Source organism: Streptomyces sp. NPDC058221, from assembly GCF_042882365.1.
In the GTDB taxonomy this organism is placed as follows: domain Bacteria; phylum Actinomycetota; class Actinomycetes; order Streptomycetales; family Streptomycetaceae; genus Streptomyces.
This window is the reverse complement of record NZ_JBHVWF010000007.1, coordinates 41,574-59,757: the sequence shown is the minus strand read 5'-3', so window position 1 is coordinate 59,757 and position 18,184 is coordinate 41,574. Positions and strand designations below refer to the sequence as shown.

Below are 18,184 nucleotides of genomic sequence, written 5' to 3'. Positions count from 1 at the left end.
AGGGGCGCAGGCCGGGTTTCCGAGCTGTGCGAGCGGGGCGCGGGGGAGCCCACGCGTTCGTGCATCATATATAAAATGTGCTTCAGATTGACCCCGCGGGAGTCCTTGTGCAAGCAAAATATATTACGTATCTTCCATGATTATTGGTCTGGATGAGCCGGAAGGAGCCGCGATGATGGGGCAACGAGCAGCCGGCAAGGTGGCTCTGGTAGTAGGCGCTGGGCAGACGGAGGGAGGCACGGTCGGCAACGGCCGGGCCGCCGCACTGCTGCTGGCCCGCGAGGGCGCCGCAGTGGTCGCGGTCGACCGGGACGAGGCCTCGGCGGAGCAGACCGCGAAGGCAATCGCAGAGGAGGGCGGCCGGGCACTGGCCGTGCGGGCCGACGTCACCAGCGAGGCCGACATCGAAGCGGCGGTCGCTGTCTGCGTCGAGGCATACGGGCGCTTGGACATCCTGCACAACAACGTCGGCGTGGCAGCCGCTGCAGCCGGCGACGCGCCGGTCACCGAGATCGAGCCCGAGGCATTCTCCCGCATCGTGGCCGTCAATTTGCGGGGCATGGTCCTCACCTGCAAGCACGCCCTGCCCGTCATGCGGGAGCAGGGTAGCGGCGTGATCATCAACATCGCCTCCAACGCGGTGCTCATCAACTACCCGAACGTCGGCTACCGCACCTCGAAGGCCGGCGTGCTGTCCCTGACCGAGCACGTGGCCGCCACCAACGCCGCGTACGGCATCCGTGCCAACGCGGTGCTGCCGGGACTGATGGAAACCCCGATGGCGGTCGAACCCCGCATGCGGAAGTCAGGGGCCGGCCGGGAGGAGGTGATTGCCGAACGAAACGCCCGCGTGCCGCTGCGGCATCCAGGCGGGACGGCCTGGGACGTCGCCCGCGCCGTACTGTTCCTTGCTTCCGACGAGGCCGCGTTCATCACGGGGGCCTCCCTCGTGGTCGATGGAGGTCAGAGCCTCATGGCGGGCTGAGACCCGCGGCGGACCACTCCCCGATACGGGGGTTCCGTCACACGCGAGTTTGCGAAATGTTTCCTCGTGCGACCGGTGAAGTGGCCGGCGCCTGAGCCAGAGCGAGGTCAGAGATGCAGCACCTTCCTCTCACGGGCATCCGGGTCCTGGAGTTCGGGGGATATATATCCGCCCCCTATGCGAGTTCCATGCTGTGCGCCCTGGGCGCCGACGTGATCAAGATCGAGAAGACGGAGGCCGGTGAGGACTTCCGTCGCGGCGTCGACAACCGCAGCCCCTATTTCATCCAGTACAACGCCGGCAAGCGCAGTTTCGCCGTCGATCTCAAGAGCCCGGAGGGGCTTGAGATCGTGAAGGCACTCCTCCCGCGTACCGATGTGGTGCTGGAGAACATGCGGCCGGGCAAGCTGGCCGCCCTGGGGCTGGGGGAGGAGGAGTGCCGCGGGAAGCGGCCCGACATCGTCTTCGCCTCGGCATCCGGGTTCGGCGACGGCGGCGCGCTGCGTTCCCGGCCCGCCTACGACACCATCGGCCAGGCCTTCGGCGGCCTGTACACGGTGCTGGGGGAGGCCGGGCGCCCGGCGCTGACAGGGTCCTGCCTCGCCGACCTCATTACCGGCGTCACCGCAGTGACCGGAGTACTGGCCGCCCTGGTCGGGCGAGCCGCCACCGGTAGTGGGCAGCGCGTGGAGACCTCGCTGATGGAAGCGGTCAGCACACTCACCATCGACGCCATGACGCAGTACTTCGACAACGGGCATGACGACCCCTACAACGGCAGCCGCCATCCGCAGGCGCAGAACTTCTGCCTCAAGACCGCGGCCGGCAGCGACATCGCCCTGCACCTGTCGTCGTCGCAGAAGTTCTGGCTCGCTCTCCTGGAGGCCATGGACCGCGCGGACCTGACGGACGACCCGCGCTTCACGACCTACAACCTTCGGATGAAGCACTACGCCGAGCTCGTGGAGATCGTCGAGGCGGAGTTCGGCACGAAGACATCGGTGGAGTGGGAGAAGCGGCTCACAGAGGCTGATGTGCCTTTCGCCCCGGTCCTCACCATGTCCGAGTTCATCGAGCATCCGCAGACCCAGTGGCTCGACCTGGTGGAACCCGAGCGTGAGGGCCTGTCCCTGCTGCGCCCGCCGTGGCGGTTCGACGGCACCCGGCCCGCGCGCACCGGCCGGGCGCCGCGGGTGGGGGAGCACACCCGGGAGCTTGCCTCGGAGGTGTACGACCAGGAGCAGGTGGACGCACTGCTCGACTCCGGAGTGCTCTTCGCACACACGTGACGGGCGCGCATCCGGTCAAGGTGCGGTCCCTGAAGTCCGAGGATCCGGCCTTGTCGATAGCGCCTGCGATCTGCGATCGGCTCTCGCGACGCTGTATTCGGCGGTCCTCCTGACTACGTGGCGCGTGGTCCGCGGGCTTCTGTGCGAGCTCTCGAAACGCATCATATATGAAGCATGTTGCGCGAAAATGACGATCGCGCGGCCGCAGGAATTATGGAGGAAACATGAAGCAACCTTCAGTGCGGCTCACGACCGCGGCGCTGGTCGTTCTGCTGAGTGCCAGTGGGCTCACGGCGTGCGGAGGCGCCCAGGGGACCGCGGTCAAGGGGCCGTGGAAGGACGTGGTCGCGGCTGCCGAGGCAGAAGGCGCCGTCAGTTTCTACTCGGTCATGCCCGGTGCGCAGAACAAGCGCCTCGTCGACGCCTTCGGGAAGGAATACCCGGACATCGTCGTCAACCTCACCCGTGGCGCGGGTGAACTGCCGGCACGCGTCGAGTCGGAGATCAAGTCGGAGTTGGATGGCGCCGACGTCTTCCTGTACAGCGACCCGTCCTGGTTCAACGACCAGAAGGCCGCATTCCTGGACGTCGACGGTCCCTCGCGCAAGGGCTGGCACGACGATGCCTGGGCCGTGAAGAGCAAGGTCGTCGTTCCCTCCTCCTACCCGTATTCCATGCTCGTGTGGAACAAGGAGATGTTCCCCAAGGGATTCGGGAAGTGGAGAGACGCCGTCGACCCCTCGGTCAAGGGAAAGATCGGCCTGCGCACCGATGTCACCACTTCGCTCGCCGGCTACCTCGACTTCCAGGAGAAGGAACTGGGTGAGGACTACCTGGTCAAAAGCGGTGAACTCAAGCCCAAGTTCTATCCGTCGGTCGTCACGATGACGCAGGCCGTTGCCTCGGGCGAGATCGGCGTGACAAACACCTCCACCCCCTCCACCGTGAAGGAACTGCAGGCGCAGGGCGCACCGATCGGGTCGGCCGTGCCCGACCCCAGCTACTGGATCGGGTGGGGGGCCGCGGCTCTCAAGAAGGCCTATCGTCCCAACTCCGCCCGGGTCTTCCTCGACTTCATGATGTCGGAGAAGGGCCAGGCCGCGATCAACGGTGACGGCTTCGGAGGGGCCGGCCGCGATGGCGTCCAGGGTGCGCTCGAACGGCCCGAGCACTCGACGATGCTCGACTCCTCCTCCTACACCCCCGAGCGCCTTGAGGAGGCCAACAAGAAGTTCAACAAATGGTTCGACTGACCCGTAGCCCCTTGGTACTCCGGCGAGGACGGGACAGGGCCGAGCACGTGTGGGACGTGTAATCCGGCATCGTGCTGGGGCTCGCCGCCGGAGCGCAGTCCTGCCGCCCGGCCGGGCCCGGCCGACCTCGGATTCGTCTTCGGTGACTCGTCGGCCCTTGCGTTGCCGGGCAACACCTTTCGTGGTCTGCCCGAGTGCACCGCACACCTCTCAGCTCGGCCCACCCATATCGAGGCCGACGCCCACGGCACCTACGGCGCCGCACTCAGCTTCCCCGAGGGCAGCCCCTCGCTTGAGAAGGCAGAGGACGCCCGGCCGCTGCCGCGTCCGGCCGGCGGCCGGACCGGCTGAAGCCCCCACCGCTTGTTTCGGCGGCGTCACCCAAGCACCGCACATACATGATGCACAAACTCCGGATCTCCGGAGCCGCCCTGACCGTATGCCCTGGAGGACACCGCCGTGAGGACACAGACCACCGCAGTCCCGCCTGCCGTGGACGCCGACCGCGACCACCCCGTACCGACCGTCAAAGTGCAGGTCTCCAAGCTCACCAAGAGCTTCCGCCGTCGCAAGGAAACAGTCCAGGTCCTGCACGGTATCGACCTGGAGATCGCCGACGGCGAGTTGCTCGTCCTTCTCGGGCCGAGCGGCTGCGGCAAGACCACCCTGCTGCGTTGTCTGGTGGGCCTGGAGCGCCCCGACGGCGGACGCGTCGAGCTGGCCGGACGGGCCGTCGTCGACGCCGCCGACCGCACCTTCGTCCAGCCCAACCGTCGCGACGTCGCCATGGTCTTCCAGAACTACGCCCTGTGGCCGCACATGAACGTCGCCAAGAACGTCGCCTACCCGCTGAAGTCGCGTGGCCTCAAAGACCTGCTGAACAACGGCCGCGTCGAGGAAGTCCTCAAGCTCGTCCAGTGCGACCACCTTGCCGACCGCTATCCGCCCGAACTCAGCGGCGGCCAGCAGCAACGCGTCTCGCTCGCCCGCGCACTGGCCTCCAACCCTGGCCTGCTCCTGCTGGACGAGCCGCTGAGCAACCTGGACGCCCTGCTGCGCATCGAACTGCGCGCCCAACTGCGCTCGCTGCACCGCCGGCTCGGCTTCACCGGGGTGTATGTCACCCACGACCAGGAAGAAGCCCTGGCACTGGGTACCCGCGTCGCAGTGATGCGCGAGGGCCGCTTCGAGCAGATCGGCGACCCCGAAGAGGTCTACCGGAGCCCTGCCACCGTCTACGTCGCCGACTTTCTGGGCGCACGCAACCGCCTCACCACCACGGTCGACGACCTGGGCAACGCCGAGATGGCCGGACAGAAGCTGTCCAGCTTCTTCCGCACCGGCATGGCCGGCGAGTACACCCTGCTCTTCCGCGACCAGGATCTGGAACTGCGAAGCACCGGCGACGAGGACATGGCCGACCGCACCTGGCTGACCGGCGGCGCCGTCCGCGAGGTCCTGCCCGGCGGCAGCCACAACGAGCACGTCGTACGCGTCAACGGCATCCAGTTCTGGGTCGGCATACCCGCAAGCGCCAGGCGGTTCACGCCCGACACGGACGTCGAGCTGGGCATCGATCCACGCCACACCTTGTGCTACGACGTCGGCGGCAACCTCGTGGAGGGCTGGACCCATGGCGTCTGATCTGCAGACACGGCCGGCACCGGAGGCGGCCGACCGATCGCGGGCCGGCGCCAAGTTGACCCGGGCGTCCCGAGCGGCCCGCCCGCACTGGCCCTGGGCCCTGCTCACCGTCGTCACCCTCGCCCTGGTCCTTGTGCCGCTGATCCCCCTGATGTGGCAGGCATGGCGCGACGACGCCGACGGCATGACCCGGCTGGCCGGCATGTCCGACCTCAAGGACATCGCTGTCAACACCCTGAGCCTCGGGATCGGCGCACTGGTCGTCGGAATGGTCATCGGGACCGTGCTGGCCCTGGCGTCCTACTCGATGAGGCCCGCGCTTCGCAAGAAGATCGAGTTCCTGCCCGTGCTGCCCATGGTCGTCCCGTCCGTCGCGCACGTCGTCGGCTTCGTGTTCCTCTTCTCCCCGGAGAACGGCTACGCCAACACGCTGCTGCGCGCCACACCGTTCTTCGGCGGGGACTCGGGACCGATCAACGTGTACACCTTCGAGTGGATCATCGTGTACACCGGCACCCACCTGGCCGCGTTCGTCTATCTGTTCGTCTACACCGGTCTGCGCAACCTCGGCTCCGACTACGCACTCGCCGCTCGCGTCAACGGAGCAGGTCCGGTCCGGTCCCTGTTCACCGTCACCCTGCCGCTGCTGCGTCCCACCCTGGTCTACTCCTCCGTGGTGGTCTTCCTGCTGTCGCTGGGCCAGTTCACCGGCCCGCTGCTGCTCGGCCGCCGTGAAGGCCTGGACGTCGTGACAACCAAGATGTACACGCTCAGCGCGGAGTACCCGGTCGACTACCAGCTCGCCTCTGCCCTGGGTGTACCGCTGCTCCTGCTGGCCGTCTTCCTGGTGATCTTCCAGACGCGTTCGCTGGGCAACCAGAACCGCTTCGTGGGCCAAGGCGCGTCCTCGGTGGACAACCGGCAGTTGACCCGTGCAGGCAGCGCCGTCTCGGCTTGTGTCGTGCTGGCGTACACGACGATCGCGGCCTTCCTGCCGCTGCTGGCGATCGCTTTCGTCGCCCTCTCGCCGTACTGGAGCGGCACGCTGTCGCTCGGCGACATGACGACGCAGCACGTTTCGACGGTGCTGAACGACCCACAGATCCTGCAGGCCGTCACCACCACCCTCACCGTGTCCCTCACCGGGGTGGCGATCGTCATCCCGCTGGGCATGCTGATCTCCCTGGCGATCTACAACCGGGACCGGATGTGGCGTCCCGTTCCGGCGGTGCTCGACCTGGTGGCGAACCTGCCGCTGACCGTGCCGGCCGCACTGCTCGGCTTCGGTTTCCTGTTCGCGTTCTCGCACCCGAGTATCCGCCTGTACGGCAGCCAGACGAGCCTGATCATCGCGTACGTGACGATCATGCTGCCGTACTCCGTGCGCTACCAGCTGGCCACGATCATGTCGCTGGGCCGCCCGATGCTCGAGGCCTCGCAGGTCAGTGGAGCACACCCGCTCCGCACCTTCTTCCGGGTGCTGCTGCCGATGTCGCGAGCCGGCATAGCCTCCTCCGCGGCAATCATCTTCGTGCTGCTCACCCATGAGTTCGGTGTCTCGCTGCTGCTGCGCGGGCCGACTACCAGGGTGCTTTCGGTGGTCCTGTTCGACGAGTACGGCGGCGGCACCTACGCGCAGGTCGCGGTGATCGCGCTGCTGATGACCACGGTGACTGGGGTCGGTGTCATGCTCGCGATGGTGTTCGGCGGCCGCCGGGCACTCGAGCGACTGTGAATAGGTCAGCCGCTCCGCGAACGGCGGCGCTCGTGGTCCTTCCCGGACTGGCGAGCGCCGTCATCGGCATGGTCGGCCCGCTGCCCGGCGCCCTGGTGTTCGCGATCCGCGAGGACTTCGCCTTCAGCGCCAGTGACGTGGGCTTCAGCTTCGGCGGCTTCTATCTCGCCTCCGTGGTGGTCACCCAGATCGCCGGCCGGCTGATGGCCCGGTGGAGCCAGCCTGCGCTGATCCGAATGGGCCTTGCCCTGTGCGCCGTGGTCGCGGTCACGGTGGCGCTGTGGAGCGGGCGCCGGCAGCTGTTCGGAGCGGCCGGAATCTGTGGTGCTGCCAACGGCCTGTCCGCGCCGGCGGTCAACCTGCTCATCGCCCGGGTGGTTCCCTCGCACCGGCGTGGCCTCGCCTTCGGTGTGCGGATGTCGGCGGTGCCGGGTGGTGCGTCCCTGGCGGCGCTCGCGGCCTATCTCGTGGTGGGCCACGGGCACGACTGGCGGGCTGTATACGCCGGTTACGCCGTTTTGTGCCTGGTCACGATTGCGGCCATGGGCTGGATCGTGCCCAGTGTCCGGTCCTCGCCCGAAGCGCCGCGGTCCTCTGCTGCCACGGGCGGACCCGGGGAGACCGGAGGCCTGGGGCTGCTGGCGACTGCAGGTCTGTTGGCCGCCTCGGGCGGGGCGGTGCTCCCGCCGTTCCTGGTCGAAGGCATGGTGCACGGTGGAACGACGCCGGGCGCCGCGGCAATCTTTCTGGCGGTGGGGTCCTGGCTGGGCATGGGCGCGCGCATTGTCGCCGGAGTGGTCTCCGACCGGTTGCCGCGTCCGCGGCTGCATCTGACCGGCGTGTTCATCAGTCTGACGGCCGGCAGTCTCGGGATGCTCGGCCTGGCACTGGGGGAGGGCGTGTTCGTGGTCGGCGGGTCCGCAGTGGTGACGTTCGGTCTGGGCTGGGCGTGGCCGGGGCTGCTGAACCATGCCGCGATCCAGATGTATCCGCACCACCTCGTGCGGACGACGACCCGTCTGCAGTCCGGCACTTTCCTGGGCGGTCTGCTGGGTCCGGCGGTCTTCGGCCTGGCGGTCACATATGTCTCCTTCACCTGGGCCTGGTTGGGCGCCTCAGTCGTCATGGCGTTCGCGGCCGTGGCGGTGTGGAGCGTCGTCCGCCGGCAGGGTGAGCCGTACCACGATTGAGGATATTTAATATGCGGAAGGCCTGGGCGTACAAAATATATGATGTATGCTCACTGTCATGACAAGGAGGTTGAAGATGAAGCCGATGCGCTCCGTTCTCTTCGTGCCCGGCCATCGCGGCGCATGGGTGGAAAAGGCCCTGGCCGCCGGCGCCGACGGTGTGATCCTGGATCTGGAGGACTCGGTCCCGGCCGACCTCAAGGACGAGGCCAGGGCCGAAGTCGTCCGCTCGATCGCCCGCCTGCACGAGGCCGGCTCCCCGGCCGGCGTGTACGTACGGGTCAACGCCCTGGACACCGGCATCGCCGGCGACGACATCGCTGCTGTGGTCGTGCCCGGCCTGCACGGGCTGAGCCTGCCCAAGACCTTCGGGGCCGAGGACATCGTGCGGTTCGACGCCCTCGTGACCCACTTCGAGCTGAAGAACGGCGTCGAGCCCGGCTCGGTGGAGTTCATCTGCAACCTCGAGACCGCCGAGGCCTACGCCAACTGTGAGGCGATGGCCACGGCCTCCTCGCGGGTGGCGACTCTGTTCGCCGGCACCGCCCGGGATGCGGATGTGTCCCGCTCCATCGGCTTCCAGTTCACCCCCGAGGGACTGGAAACGCTGTACCTGCGCAGCCGCGCGGTCCTGGCGGCTCGCGCAGCTGGCCTGGAATTCCCGCTCGTCGGTGTGTGGCAGGACCTCTCGGACCCGGACGGAGCCCGCCGCTTCTCGGAGCAGAACCGTGAACTGGGCTTCCGTGGCCAGGTCCTCATCCACCCCTCGCACATCGCGGTGGCCAACGAGGTCTTCAGCCCCTCCACGTTCGAGGTCGAGTTCTACGAGGGCATGATCACCGCCTTCGAGGAGGCCGAAGCCTCCGGTGCCGCAGCCGTGCTCTACGAGGGCATGCACGTCGACTACGCCCACATCAAGACTGCCCGCGAGGTGCTCGCCTACAGCCGCCTCATCGCTGAGCGCACCGGCGCCGCAGCCAGCTGAAGCCCCCACAGAACACAGAGGAGCGAAGATGTCCGGCCTGTACTTCGAAGAGTTCGAACCCGGCATGGTGATCGAGCACCAGACCCGTCGCACGGTATCCGAGAGCGACAACATCACTTTCTGCGCCCTGACGCTCAACCTGGCGCCGCTCCACCTGGACGCGGAGTACGCCAAGGACAGCATCTACGGCGAGCGCATCGTCAACAGCCTTTACACCCTCGGTCTGGTCACCGGCATCTCCATGCAGGACACCACCCAGGGCACCACGCTGGGCAACCTCGGCTTCAGCGAGATCACCTTCCCCAAGCCGCTGTTCCACGGCGACACCGTCCGGGTGCGCACCGAGATCGTGAGCAAACGTGAGTCCCGCAGTCGCAAGGACTCCGGGATCGTCCAGTTCCGCCACTACGGCATCAACCAGCGCGACGAGATCGTGTGCGACTGCGCCCGTGCCGGCCTGATGTTCAAGCGGGACACCGCTGACACCGCCGCCTGAGCAATCCGCAGACAGGAGAGAAGAACTGATGACACAGCCGCGACGGTTCGCCGCGCCGGCGGAGCCCGACTGGGTTCCCGGCGACGCGGAGCGCGGCCGCAGCCGGCTGCTGCGGGCGATGGAGCGCTGGGGCATCTCCGACCTGGAGGAGTTGCACGACCGGTCGCTCCGGGATCCGGAGTGGTTCTGGCGGGCCGTGGTCGACGACCTCGACATCGCCTTCACCACCCCGTTCAAGGCGGTCCGCGATGACTCCGAGGGACACGAGTTCCCGCGCTGGTTCACCGGAGGCCGACTGAACGCGGCCGACCTGTGCTCCCACCGCCACGCATCGAGCGACCGAGCGGCGGCCACGGCCGTCGTCTACGAGGGTGACGGGGGCCAGCGCCGCGCGCTGACGTACGGCGAACTCGACCGTGAGGTACGGAGGTTCGCGGCCAACCTCGCCGGCCTGGGCGTCATGCGCGGCGACCGGGTCGTGCTGTTCCTGCCGGTGGTGCCGGAGGCCGTCGTGGCCTTCCTGGCTTGCGCGGCGATCGGCGCGATCTCGGTGCCGGCCTTCACCGGCTATGGCGCGGAGGCGCTGGCCATGCGGCTGCGCGACTCCGAGGCGGTGGCGCTGGTGACCAGCGACGGCACCACCCGCCGCGGAAAGAGAGTCGGCCTCAAGGCCACCGCCGACGAGGCGCTGAAGGACGCGCCGTCGGTGCGCAGAGTCGTCGTGGTGCAGCACCTCGGGGACGGCACCGACATGCAGGCGGGCCGCGACGTCTACTGGGACGACCTTCCGGCAAGCCCGGCGCCGGTCGAAACCGTCGATGCCGAGGCCCAGGATCCGCTGACGCTCATCTACACCTCCGGGACGACGGGCGCGCCCAAGGGCATCGTGCACTCGCATGCCGGCTTCGCCGTCAAGGCGGCGGTCGACTTCGCCTACGGCTTCGACATCCATGAGGACGACGTGATCGCGTGGATCGCGGACATGGGATGGATGCTGGGTCCGCTGTTGATCATGGGCGGGCTGCAGCTGGGCGCCACAGTGGTGTTCACCGAAGGGGTGCCGACCCACCCCGGCCCCGACCGGCTGTGGGACATCGCCCGGCGCAACAACGTCACCTTCCAGGGCATCGCGCCCACGGCCGCCCGCGCGGTGAAGAACGCCGGCGGCGGGAACGTCGCGGACCTGCCCACCGTGCGTTCCTTCGCCTCCACGGGTGAAACCTGGGACGAGTCGACCTGGCAGTGGTTGTTCGAGACCGTCGGCGGAGGCACCCGCCCCATCGTCAACTACAGCGGGGGCACCGAGACCGGCGGCGGCATTCTGGTCACCTACCCCTTCCTCGCCAGCGAGGCGGCAGCCTTCAACGGTCCGCTGCCCGGCATGGACGTCGCTGTCCTCGACGACATCGGTGAGCAGGTCACCGGCAAAATGGGCGAACTGGTCGTCCACAACACCTGGCCCGGTATGACCCACGCCTTCTGGCGGGACCGCCCCCGGTACCTGGAGACGTACTGGAACCGATGGCCGAAGGTGTGGCACCACGGCGATCTGGCCAGCGTGGACGCCGACGGGACCTGGCGGCTCCACGGACGCTCCGACGACACGATCAAGGTGTCGGGGCGCCGGGTCGGCCCCGCCGAGCTGGAAGCGGCCCTGCTCAAGGACGTCCGAATTGCCGAAGCGGCTGTGGTCGGCGTGCCCGACCCCGACCGCGGGCAGCGTGTCGTCGCCTTCGTGGTCGTCACCGACCGCACCGATCACGACGACCTCGTCGCCGCAGCCGTCCACCACGTCGGCCGGTCGTTCGCACCCACCGTCGTCGTCGTGCCGACCCTTCCCAAGACCAAGAACGGCAAGATCATGCGCCGCGCGATCCGTGCACGCCACCTCGGCCTGCCGCTCGGAGACATGTCGTCACTCGATCCGGCCACTCCGCTGGAAGACATACCCCACCACGAAGCAGGAGAACAGCGATGACGGAGAAGGACCCCGCGGATCTCGAACTGATCCGTAAGACGACGCGAGAACTGGCCCGCAAGTTCGACCTGGAGTACTGGCGCCAGAAGGACGACAAGCACGAGTACCCCTGGGAGTTCGTGAAGGCGTTCGCCGAAGGCGGCTGGCTCGGCGCGATGATCCCCGAGGAATACGGAGGCATCGGTCTGGGCCTCGTCGAGTCCGCCGTCATGCTCCACGAGATCGGCTACTCCGGCGCCGGTGCCTCCGGTGCCTCGGCGATCCACTTCTACATCTTCCCGCCGGGCCCCATCATCCGGCACGGCTCGGAGGAGATGAAGCGCGAGTTCCTCCCGAAGATCGCCAAGGGGGAGCTGCTCATGGCCTTCGGGGTGACCGAGCCGACCGCCGGCGTCGACACCTCCCGCATCACCACCCGTGCGGTGAAGCAGGACGGCGGCTGGGTCATCAACGGGCAGAAGGTGTGGATCACCAACGCCCAGAACGCCCAGAAGATCCTTCTGCTGGCCCGCACCTCCCCGCGGACCGACGAGAAGCCGATGGACGGCATGACGCTGTTCTTCACCGACCTCGACCGCGAGCGCATCACCGTCCGCGAGATCGAAAAGCTCGGCCGCTCGGCCATCGACTCCAACGAGCTGTTCATCGACAACCTCGAGGTCCGTGACGACGAGGTCGTCGGCGAGGTCGGCAAGGGCTTCTCCTACCTTCTTGACGGTCTGAACCCCGAGCGCATCGTGGTGTCCATGGAGCAGATCGGCCTGGGCCGCGCGGCCCTGGACGAGGCCGTGAAGTACGCCAACTCCCGAGTCGTCTTTGACCGCCCCATCGGTAAGAACCAGGCCGTGGCCCACCCGCTGGCCGACTCCTGGATCCGTCTGCAGGCAGCCGAGCAGATCGCCATGAAAGCCGCCGAGATGTACGACGCGGAGCAGCCCTGCGGCCCCGAGGCCAATGCGGCGAAGTTCCTCGGCAGCGAGGCCGGTTTCCAGGCCTGCGACCGCGCGATGCAGACGCTGGGCGGCTACTCGTACGCCAAGGAGTACTACGTCGAGCGGTTCTGGAGGGAGTCGCGCCTGCTGAAGGTGGCGCCGATCTCCCAGGAGATGGTGCTCAACTACGTCTCCACCAAGGTCCTCGGTCTTCCCAAGTCGTACTGATGGAGAGGCGCATGAGCAAGGAAGACCGCATGCTCGACGGCAAGGCCGCCATCGTCACCGGTGGCGGCCAGGGCATCGGGCTGGCGATTGCCGAGGCCCTGCTGGAGCACGGTGCCAAGGTCATGATCGCGGATGTGGACGTTGACAAGGCGGCCGCATCGATCGAGTCGTGGCGGGCGAACGGCGCGCCGGTACTGGCCACCGCGTGCGACGTCACCAGCGAGAGAGACCAGGAGCAGCTGGTGGCACGCTGCCTGGAGGAGTTCGGCGGCGTCGACATCCTGGTCAACAACGCGGGCGTCACCCGCGACAGGTACATGACGAAGATGACGACCGACGACTTCGACCTGGTGCTCGACGTCAGCCTGAAGGGCGCATGGTTGGGCACCCGCGCGGTGGCGGGGTTGTTCCGTGAGCAGGGCAGCGGTGCCGTGGTCAACGTGTCTTCGCTGTCGGGAAAGATCGGTAATCCCGGCCAGACCAACTACAGCGCCGCGAAAGCCGGTCTGATCGGGCTGACGAAGGCGGCCGCGAAGGAGCTCGGCCCCTCCGGAGCCCGGGTGAACGCGGTCCAGCCCGGTCTGATCCGCACCGATATGACGCTCGCCATGAAGCCGGAGATCTTCGCCTCCAAGGAGGCCGAGGTGCCCATGGGGCGTGCGGGCACGCCCGAAGAGGTGGCGGACGCGGTGGTGTTCCTGGCAAGCCCGATGGCGTCGTACATCAACGGCGCCGTACTCGAAGTCACCGGCGGGCGCGGGATCTGAGGGCCCGTCTCGCATACCTCACGGACCTGAACGAAGAGAGGACGACATGCGCGAAGCAGTCATCTGCGAGCCGCTGCGCACGCCGGTGGGCCGTTATGGCGGGGTCTTCAAGAGCCTGTCGGCTGCGGAGCTGGCTGCCACGGTTCTGAAGGAGCTGGTGAACCGCACGGGCATCGACCCGGCCCAGGTCGACGATGTGCTGTTCGGGCAGTGCTACCCCAACGGCGAGGCTCCGGCCATCGGCCGCGTCGCCGCGCTGGATGCCGGCTTCCCGATCACCGTGCCGGGCACACAGCTCGACCGGCGCTGCGGTTCGGCGCTGCAGGCGGTACTGGACGCGGCGATGCGGGTGCAGACCGGCGCCTGCGACGTGGTGATCGCCGGTGGTGCGGAGAGTATGAGCCAGGCCGAGCACTACGTGGTCGGCGGACGCTTCGGCTTCCGCGGCGACTCCAGCCCGATGTGGGACCGGATTGCCCGTGGCCGCATCACCTCCGGCGGCAAGTTCCACCCGGTCGAGGGCGGCATGCTCGAGACTGCGGAGAACCTGCGCCGCGAGTACGGCGTCACCCGCGAGGAGCAGGACCGGCTCGCCTGCACCTCGCACCAGCGGGCTGTCGCCGCCCAGCAGGACGGCCGGTTCAAGGAGGAGATCGTCCCGGTGACGGTCACCTCCCGCAAGGGTGACGTGGTGGTCGACAAGGATGAGCACCCACGCTCCGACGTGTCGCTGGAGAGCCTGGCTGCGCTGCGGCCCGTGCGCGGCAAGGTCGACGCGGAGGCCACCGTCACCGCCGGCAACGCCAGCGGCCAGAACGACGGCGCCGCCGCCTGTCTGGTCACCACGCCGGAGAAGGCCGAACAGCTGGGTCTGCGCCCGCTCGGCCGGGTGGTCAGCTGGGCCGCGGCGGGCGTGGAGCCGAGCCGCATGGGCATCGGCCCGGTGCCCTCGACCGAACAGGCCCTGGCCCGGGCGGGTGTGTCTCTGGCCGATATGGACCTCATCGAGCTCAACGAGGCCTTCGCTGCCCAGGCCCTGGCCGTCACCAAGGCATGGGGGCTCGGCGAGGCGGACTTCGAGCGCCTCAACGTCAACGGCTCGGGCATCTCGCTGGGCCATCCCGTCGGCGCGACGGGTGTGCGGATCCTTACCACCATGCTTCGCGAACTCGACCGCAGGCAGGGCCGCTACGCGCTGGAAACCATGTGCATCGGTGGCGGGCAGGGGCTGACGGCCGTCTTCGAGCGGAGGTGACGAAGATGGGCACGGGAACCGGGCCACTGGCCGGTATCAGGGTCGTGGTGCTCGCGGGCATGGGGCCGACACCGTACGCCTCCATGCTGCTGGCGGACATGGGTGCTCAGGTCGTAAGGGTCGCGCGCCCGGCCGCACGGCCCGCGCGGGCCCTGGCGCAGACGCAGAACATGGATCCTGGACACGACATCGCCAACCGCGGGGTCGACACCGTCGAAGTGGATCTGAAGAGCGATCAGGGCCGCGCCGCGGTACTCGACCTCGTGGCGCAGGCGGACGTGTTCGTCGAGGGTTTCCGCCCCGGCGTCACCGAGCGTCTGGGCCTGGGCCCCGACGAGCTGCTGCGGCACCGACCCTCACTGGTATATGCACGGTTGACGGGGTACGGCCAGTCCGGGCCGCTGTCCCAAACGGCCGGGCACGACATCAACTACGTGGCGCAGTCTGGCGTTCTGCAGGCGCTGGGCCGTGAGGGCGGCTCGCCGATGCCGCCGATCAACCTGCTCGGGGACTACGCGGGCGGTGGCACCTTCGCCGCCTTCGGCATCGTCTGTGCAGTCCTGGAGGCGAAGTCCTCCGGGAACGGCCAGGTCATCGACGCTGCCATGGTTGACGGCGTGGCGGCGCTGACGGCCCGTATCCAGGGCTTGCGTGCATCTGGCATGTACTCGGACGAGGCCGGCACGAACTACCTCGACGGCGGCGCCCCGTTCTACGACACCTACCTGTGTGCTGACGGCAGGTATCTGGCGGTCGGAGCGCTGGAGGGCGACTTCTACGCGGAATTCCTCAAGCACCTCGGCGTGGACTCCGACGACTGGCCCGGCCAGCAGGACCGTGCCCAGTGGCCGCGGCTGCGCGGCTTGATCGCCGGTGTGATCCGCACCCGCAGCCGTGACGCGTGGGCGGAGACCTACTACGGGACGGATGCCTGCGTCACGCCTGTCCTCGACTTCGACGAGGCAGCTGTGCACCCGCACAACGCCTACCGCGGGCTGTACACGGAACTCGGGGATGTGCTTCACCCCGCTCCCGTCCCGCGGTTCAGCCGCACGCCCGCCCGGGAGCCCGACGTCCCCACGGGGGCACGGACCGGCGTGGCCGAGCTCATCAACGCCTGGCGCGGCGACGCGCCGGCCATCGACCGAAAGGACATTCCGTGACCGACCTCTACAGTCAGTTCAATCGGCTCCGCATCGAGCGGAACCGGCCCGGCGTGCTCGAGATCGTCTTCGACGGTCCGAACCTGAACGCGGTCGACGAGGAGACCCACAGCGAGATCCCCGCGATCTGGCCGATCATCGACCGCGACCCCGAGGTACGGGCCGTGCTGGTCCGTGGCGAGGGCAAGGCCTTCTCCGCCGGTGGCGACTTCGCCCTGATCGACGCCCAGATCGAGGACTACGACGTGCGGATGCGCGTCATGCGCGAGTCCCGCGACCTCTTCTACAACATCATCAACTGCTCCAAGCCGATCATCTCCGCGATCCACGGGCCGGCGGTCGGCGCGGGTCTGGTGGTCGCGCTGATGGCCGACATTTCCGTGGCGGCGGCCAACGCCCGCATCATCGACGGCCACACTCGCCTGGGCGTTGCCGCGGGTGACCACGCGGCGATGGTGTGGCCGCTGCTGTGCGGCATGGCGAAGGCCAAATACCTCTTGCTGACCTGCCGGGAGATCTCCGGCGCCGACGCGGAGAGCGCCGGGCTGGTGTCGCTGTCGGTGGCGCCGGAGGAGTTGCTGGAGCAGGCCCGCAAGATCGCCGACGAGCTCAGCGGCGGTGCGCAGGAGGCCATCCGCTGGACCAAGCACTCGATGAATCAGTGGTACCGCCAGCAGGGCCCGATCTTCGATGCCTCGCTGGGCCTGGAGTTCCTCGGCTTCGGGGGGCCCGATGTCCGTGAGGGCGTCGCCTCCCACCGTGAGCGCCGCAAGCCGGTCTTCCGCCCGGAGGCCCACTCATGACCCGCTCGGTTGCCGACCTGTATTTCCGGCCGCGCAGCGTCGTGGTGCTGGGCGCCTCCTCCGATCCGGACAAGCTGTCGGGCCGCCCGCTGGCCTACCTGAAGAAGTTCGGCTACAAGGGCGACCTGTACGCGGTGAACCCACGTCGCAGCGAGGTCCAGGGCGTGAAGACATTCGCCTCGGTGGGGGAGGTGCCCGGCCCGGTGGACCTGGCGATCGTCGTGGTCCCGGCGCCCGCGGTCGTGGACGCGGTACGGGAGTGCGCGGACGCCGGTGTCGGAGCCGTCACCGTCTTCGCCTCCGGCTTCTCGGAGATCGGTGAGAAGGGCCACCCCGAGCAGCAGGAGATATCGGATATCGCGGCCCGCGCCGGGATGCGCGTGGTCGGCCCGAACTGCCTGGGCACCTTCGCGCTGGCCCACCGGGCCTTCGCCACCTTCTCCACGGCCTTCGACGACGAGAGCGAGCGGCCGGTTTCGCCGATCGCCCTGGTCTCACAGAGCGGCGCGGTCGGCACCTTTACCTACAGCACGATGAACAGCCTCGGCCTCGGTGTCACGTACTTCGGCAACACCGGCAACGAAGCCGACGTCACGGTCCCCGAGGTGCTGTCGGCACTGGTCGATGCGGACGATGTGCACGTTCTCCTCGGACACATCGAGGGTGTCAAGGATCTGGAGGCACTGCGGGGCCTCGCCAGGTCCGCGAAGGCCCACGACAAGCCCCTCGTACTGCTGAAGTCGGGGCGCAGCGAGGCCGGGGCCCGGGCTGTCGCCGCGCACACAGGCAGCGTCGCGGGGGACGATGCGGAGTTCGAAGCGGCCAGTGTCGCCGAGGGCGCGATCCGGGTCCGCAGCATGGAAGCGCTGTCGGACGCCGCCCTCGCCTTCGCTGACGGGCGCCGCGCCGAGGGGAGCCGGCTGACCATCGTCACGCTCAGCGGTGGCGCGGGTGCCCTGGCCGCTGACCGGGCGGTCGAGCTCGGCCTGCAGGTGGACACGTGGGCGAGCGATGCGGACCGGGATGCCCTCGCCGGTGAACTCCCGTACTTCGGCGCGGTCAAGAACCCGATCGACATGACCGGGGCGATGATCAACGACCGGTCGCTGCTGGTGCACTCGCTGCGGGTCGTCAACGAGAACGACGACACCGATGCTGTCCTGGTGGTGCTCGGCAACGCGGACAAGGGCTCCGGCGAGATCGTCGAGATCCTGACCAAGGCGTACCGCAGTACGGAGAAGCCCTTCCTGGTCGCCTGGACCGGGGGCAGCGGACGGCCGCGGCTGGAACTCCTGAGGGCCGGGGTCCCGACGTACAGCGAGCCTGACCGCGCCGTGCAGTGCATGAGTCATGTGGTGACGCACAGCCGCCGGGGATGACCTCCGTATCGGTGGTCGGCGGGATGTCTGACCTACCGGCCACCCGGGCGGTGCCATGAAGGCTGCCCTCGATCGAGGCGAATAGATTGTGACGTACAATAT

Annotated in this window: 15 protein-coding genes; all 15 read left to right on the top strand. The window is 68.2% G+C overall.

What is annotated here, in order from left to right; all coding sequences use genetic code 11:
- The first annotated feature begins 175 nt into the window (after window positions 1-175).
- The 15 genes from ACFVW8_RS04285 to ACFVW8_RS04215 all read left to right on the top strand — a co-directional run bounded on the left by ACFVW8_RS04285 (window position 176) and on the right by ACFVW8_RS04215 (window position 18,082).
- The gene (locus tag ACFVW8_RS04285; RefSeq protein WP_389686049.1) at window positions 176-985 is read left to right on the top strand and encodes an SDR family NAD(P)-dependent oxidoreductase; all 810 of its coding nucleotides are present in this window, start codon (window positions 176-178) and stop codon (window positions 983-985) included.
- 113 nt (window positions 986-1,098) lie between these two features.
- Window positions 1,099-2,274, top strand: a complete 1,176-nt coding sequence (locus ACFVW8_RS04280) for a CaiB/BaiF CoA transferase family protein (RefSeq protein WP_389686048.1) — start codon at window positions 1,099-1,101, stop codon at window positions 2,272-2,274.
- 224 nt (window positions 2,275-2,498) lie between these two features.
- Complete coding sequence (locus tag ACFVW8_RS04275) at window positions 2,499-3,527, top strand: ABC transporter substrate-binding protein (RefSeq protein ID WP_389686047.1); 1,029 nt, start codon at window positions 2,499-2,501, stop codon at window positions 3,525-3,527.
- Window positions 3,528-3,986: 459 nt separating this feature from the next.
- Complete coding sequence (locus tag ACFVW8_RS04270; protein WP_389686046.1) at window positions 3,987-5,171, top strand: ABC transporter ATP-binding protein; 1,185 nt, start codon at window positions 3,987-3,989, stop codon at window positions 5,169-5,171.
- Window positions 5,161-6,906: an ABC transporter permease gene (locus ACFVW8_RS04265; RefSeq protein ID WP_389686045.1), complete on the top strand. Its 1,746-nt coding sequence runs from the start codon at window positions 5,161-5,163 to the stop codon at window positions 6,904-6,906. The genes ACFVW8_RS04270 and ACFVW8_RS04265 overlap by 11 nt, the downstream gene beginning before the upstream one ends.
- A 32-nt stretch (window positions 6,907-6,938) precedes the next feature.
- Window positions 6,939-8,096 carry an MFS transporter gene (locus ACFVW8_RS04260; RefSeq protein ID WP_389686044.1) on the top strand — a complete coding sequence of 386 codons (1,158 nt, stop codon included), beginning with the start codon at window positions 6,939-6,941 and terminating at the stop codon, window positions 8,094-8,096.
- 58 nt (window positions 8,097-8,154) lie between these two features.
- The gene (locus ACFVW8_RS04255) at window positions 8,155-9,081 is read left to right on the top strand and encodes an HpcH/HpaI aldolase/citrate lyase family protein (protein WP_389686043.1); all 927 of its coding nucleotides are present in this window, start codon (window positions 8,155-8,157) and stop codon (window positions 9,079-9,081) included.
- A gap of 28 nt (window positions 9,082-9,109) precedes the next feature.
- Entirely contained in the window at window positions 9,110-9,577 is a 468-nt protein-coding gene (locus tag ACFVW8_RS04250) for a MaoC family dehydratase (RefSeq protein WP_389686042.1), read from the top strand.
- 28 nt (window positions 9,578-9,605) lie between these two features.
- Window positions 9,606-11,555 carry an AMP-binding protein gene (locus ACFVW8_RS04245; protein ID WP_389686041.1) on the top strand — a complete coding sequence of 650 codons (1,950 nt, stop codon included), beginning with the start codon at window positions 9,606-9,608 and terminating at the stop codon, window positions 11,553-11,555.
- Window positions 11,552-12,715 (top strand): acyl-CoA dehydrogenase family protein, encoded by a 1,164-nt coding sequence (locus tag ACFVW8_RS04240; RefSeq protein WP_389686040.1) that lies wholly within the window; start codon window positions 11,552-11,554, stop codon window positions 12,713-12,715. Before ACFVW8_RS04245 ends, ACFVW8_RS04240 begins: the two co-directional genes overlap by 4 nt.
- A gap of 11 nt (window positions 12,716-12,726) precedes the next feature.
- Window positions 12,727-13,482, top strand: coding sequence for a 3-oxoacyl-ACP reductase FabG (gene fabG, locus ACFVW8_RS04235; RefSeq protein ID WP_389686039.1), 756 nt, complete (start codon window positions 12,727-12,729; stop codon window positions 13,480-13,482).
- Window positions 13,483-13,528: 46 nt separating this feature from the next.
- Complete coding sequence (locus ACFVW8_RS04230; RefSeq protein ID WP_389686038.1) at window positions 13,529-14,737, top strand: acetyl-CoA C-acetyltransferase; 1,209 nt, start codon at window positions 13,529-13,531, stop codon at window positions 14,735-14,737.
- Between the two features lie 5 nt (window positions 14,738-14,742).
- Window positions 14,743-15,900: a CaiB/BaiF CoA transferase family protein gene (locus ACFVW8_RS04225; RefSeq protein WP_389686037.1), complete on the top strand. Its 1,158-nt coding sequence runs from the start codon at window positions 14,743-14,745 to the stop codon at window positions 15,898-15,900.
- Window positions 15,897-16,703: an enoyl-CoA hydratase/isomerase family protein gene (locus ACFVW8_RS04220; RefSeq protein ID WP_389686036.1), complete on the top strand. Its 807-nt coding sequence runs from the start codon at window positions 15,897-15,899 to the stop codon at window positions 16,701-16,703. The genes ACFVW8_RS04225 and ACFVW8_RS04220 overlap by 4 nt, the downstream gene beginning before the upstream one ends.
- On the top strand, window positions 16,700-18,082 hold the full coding sequence (locus ACFVW8_RS04215) for an acetate--CoA ligase family protein (RefSeq protein ID WP_389686035.1): 1,383 nt from the start codon (window positions 16,700-16,702) through the stop codon (window positions 18,080-18,082). Before ACFVW8_RS04220 ends, ACFVW8_RS04215 begins: the two co-directional genes overlap by 4 nt.
- Window positions 18,083-18,184: the final 102 nt, after the last annotated feature.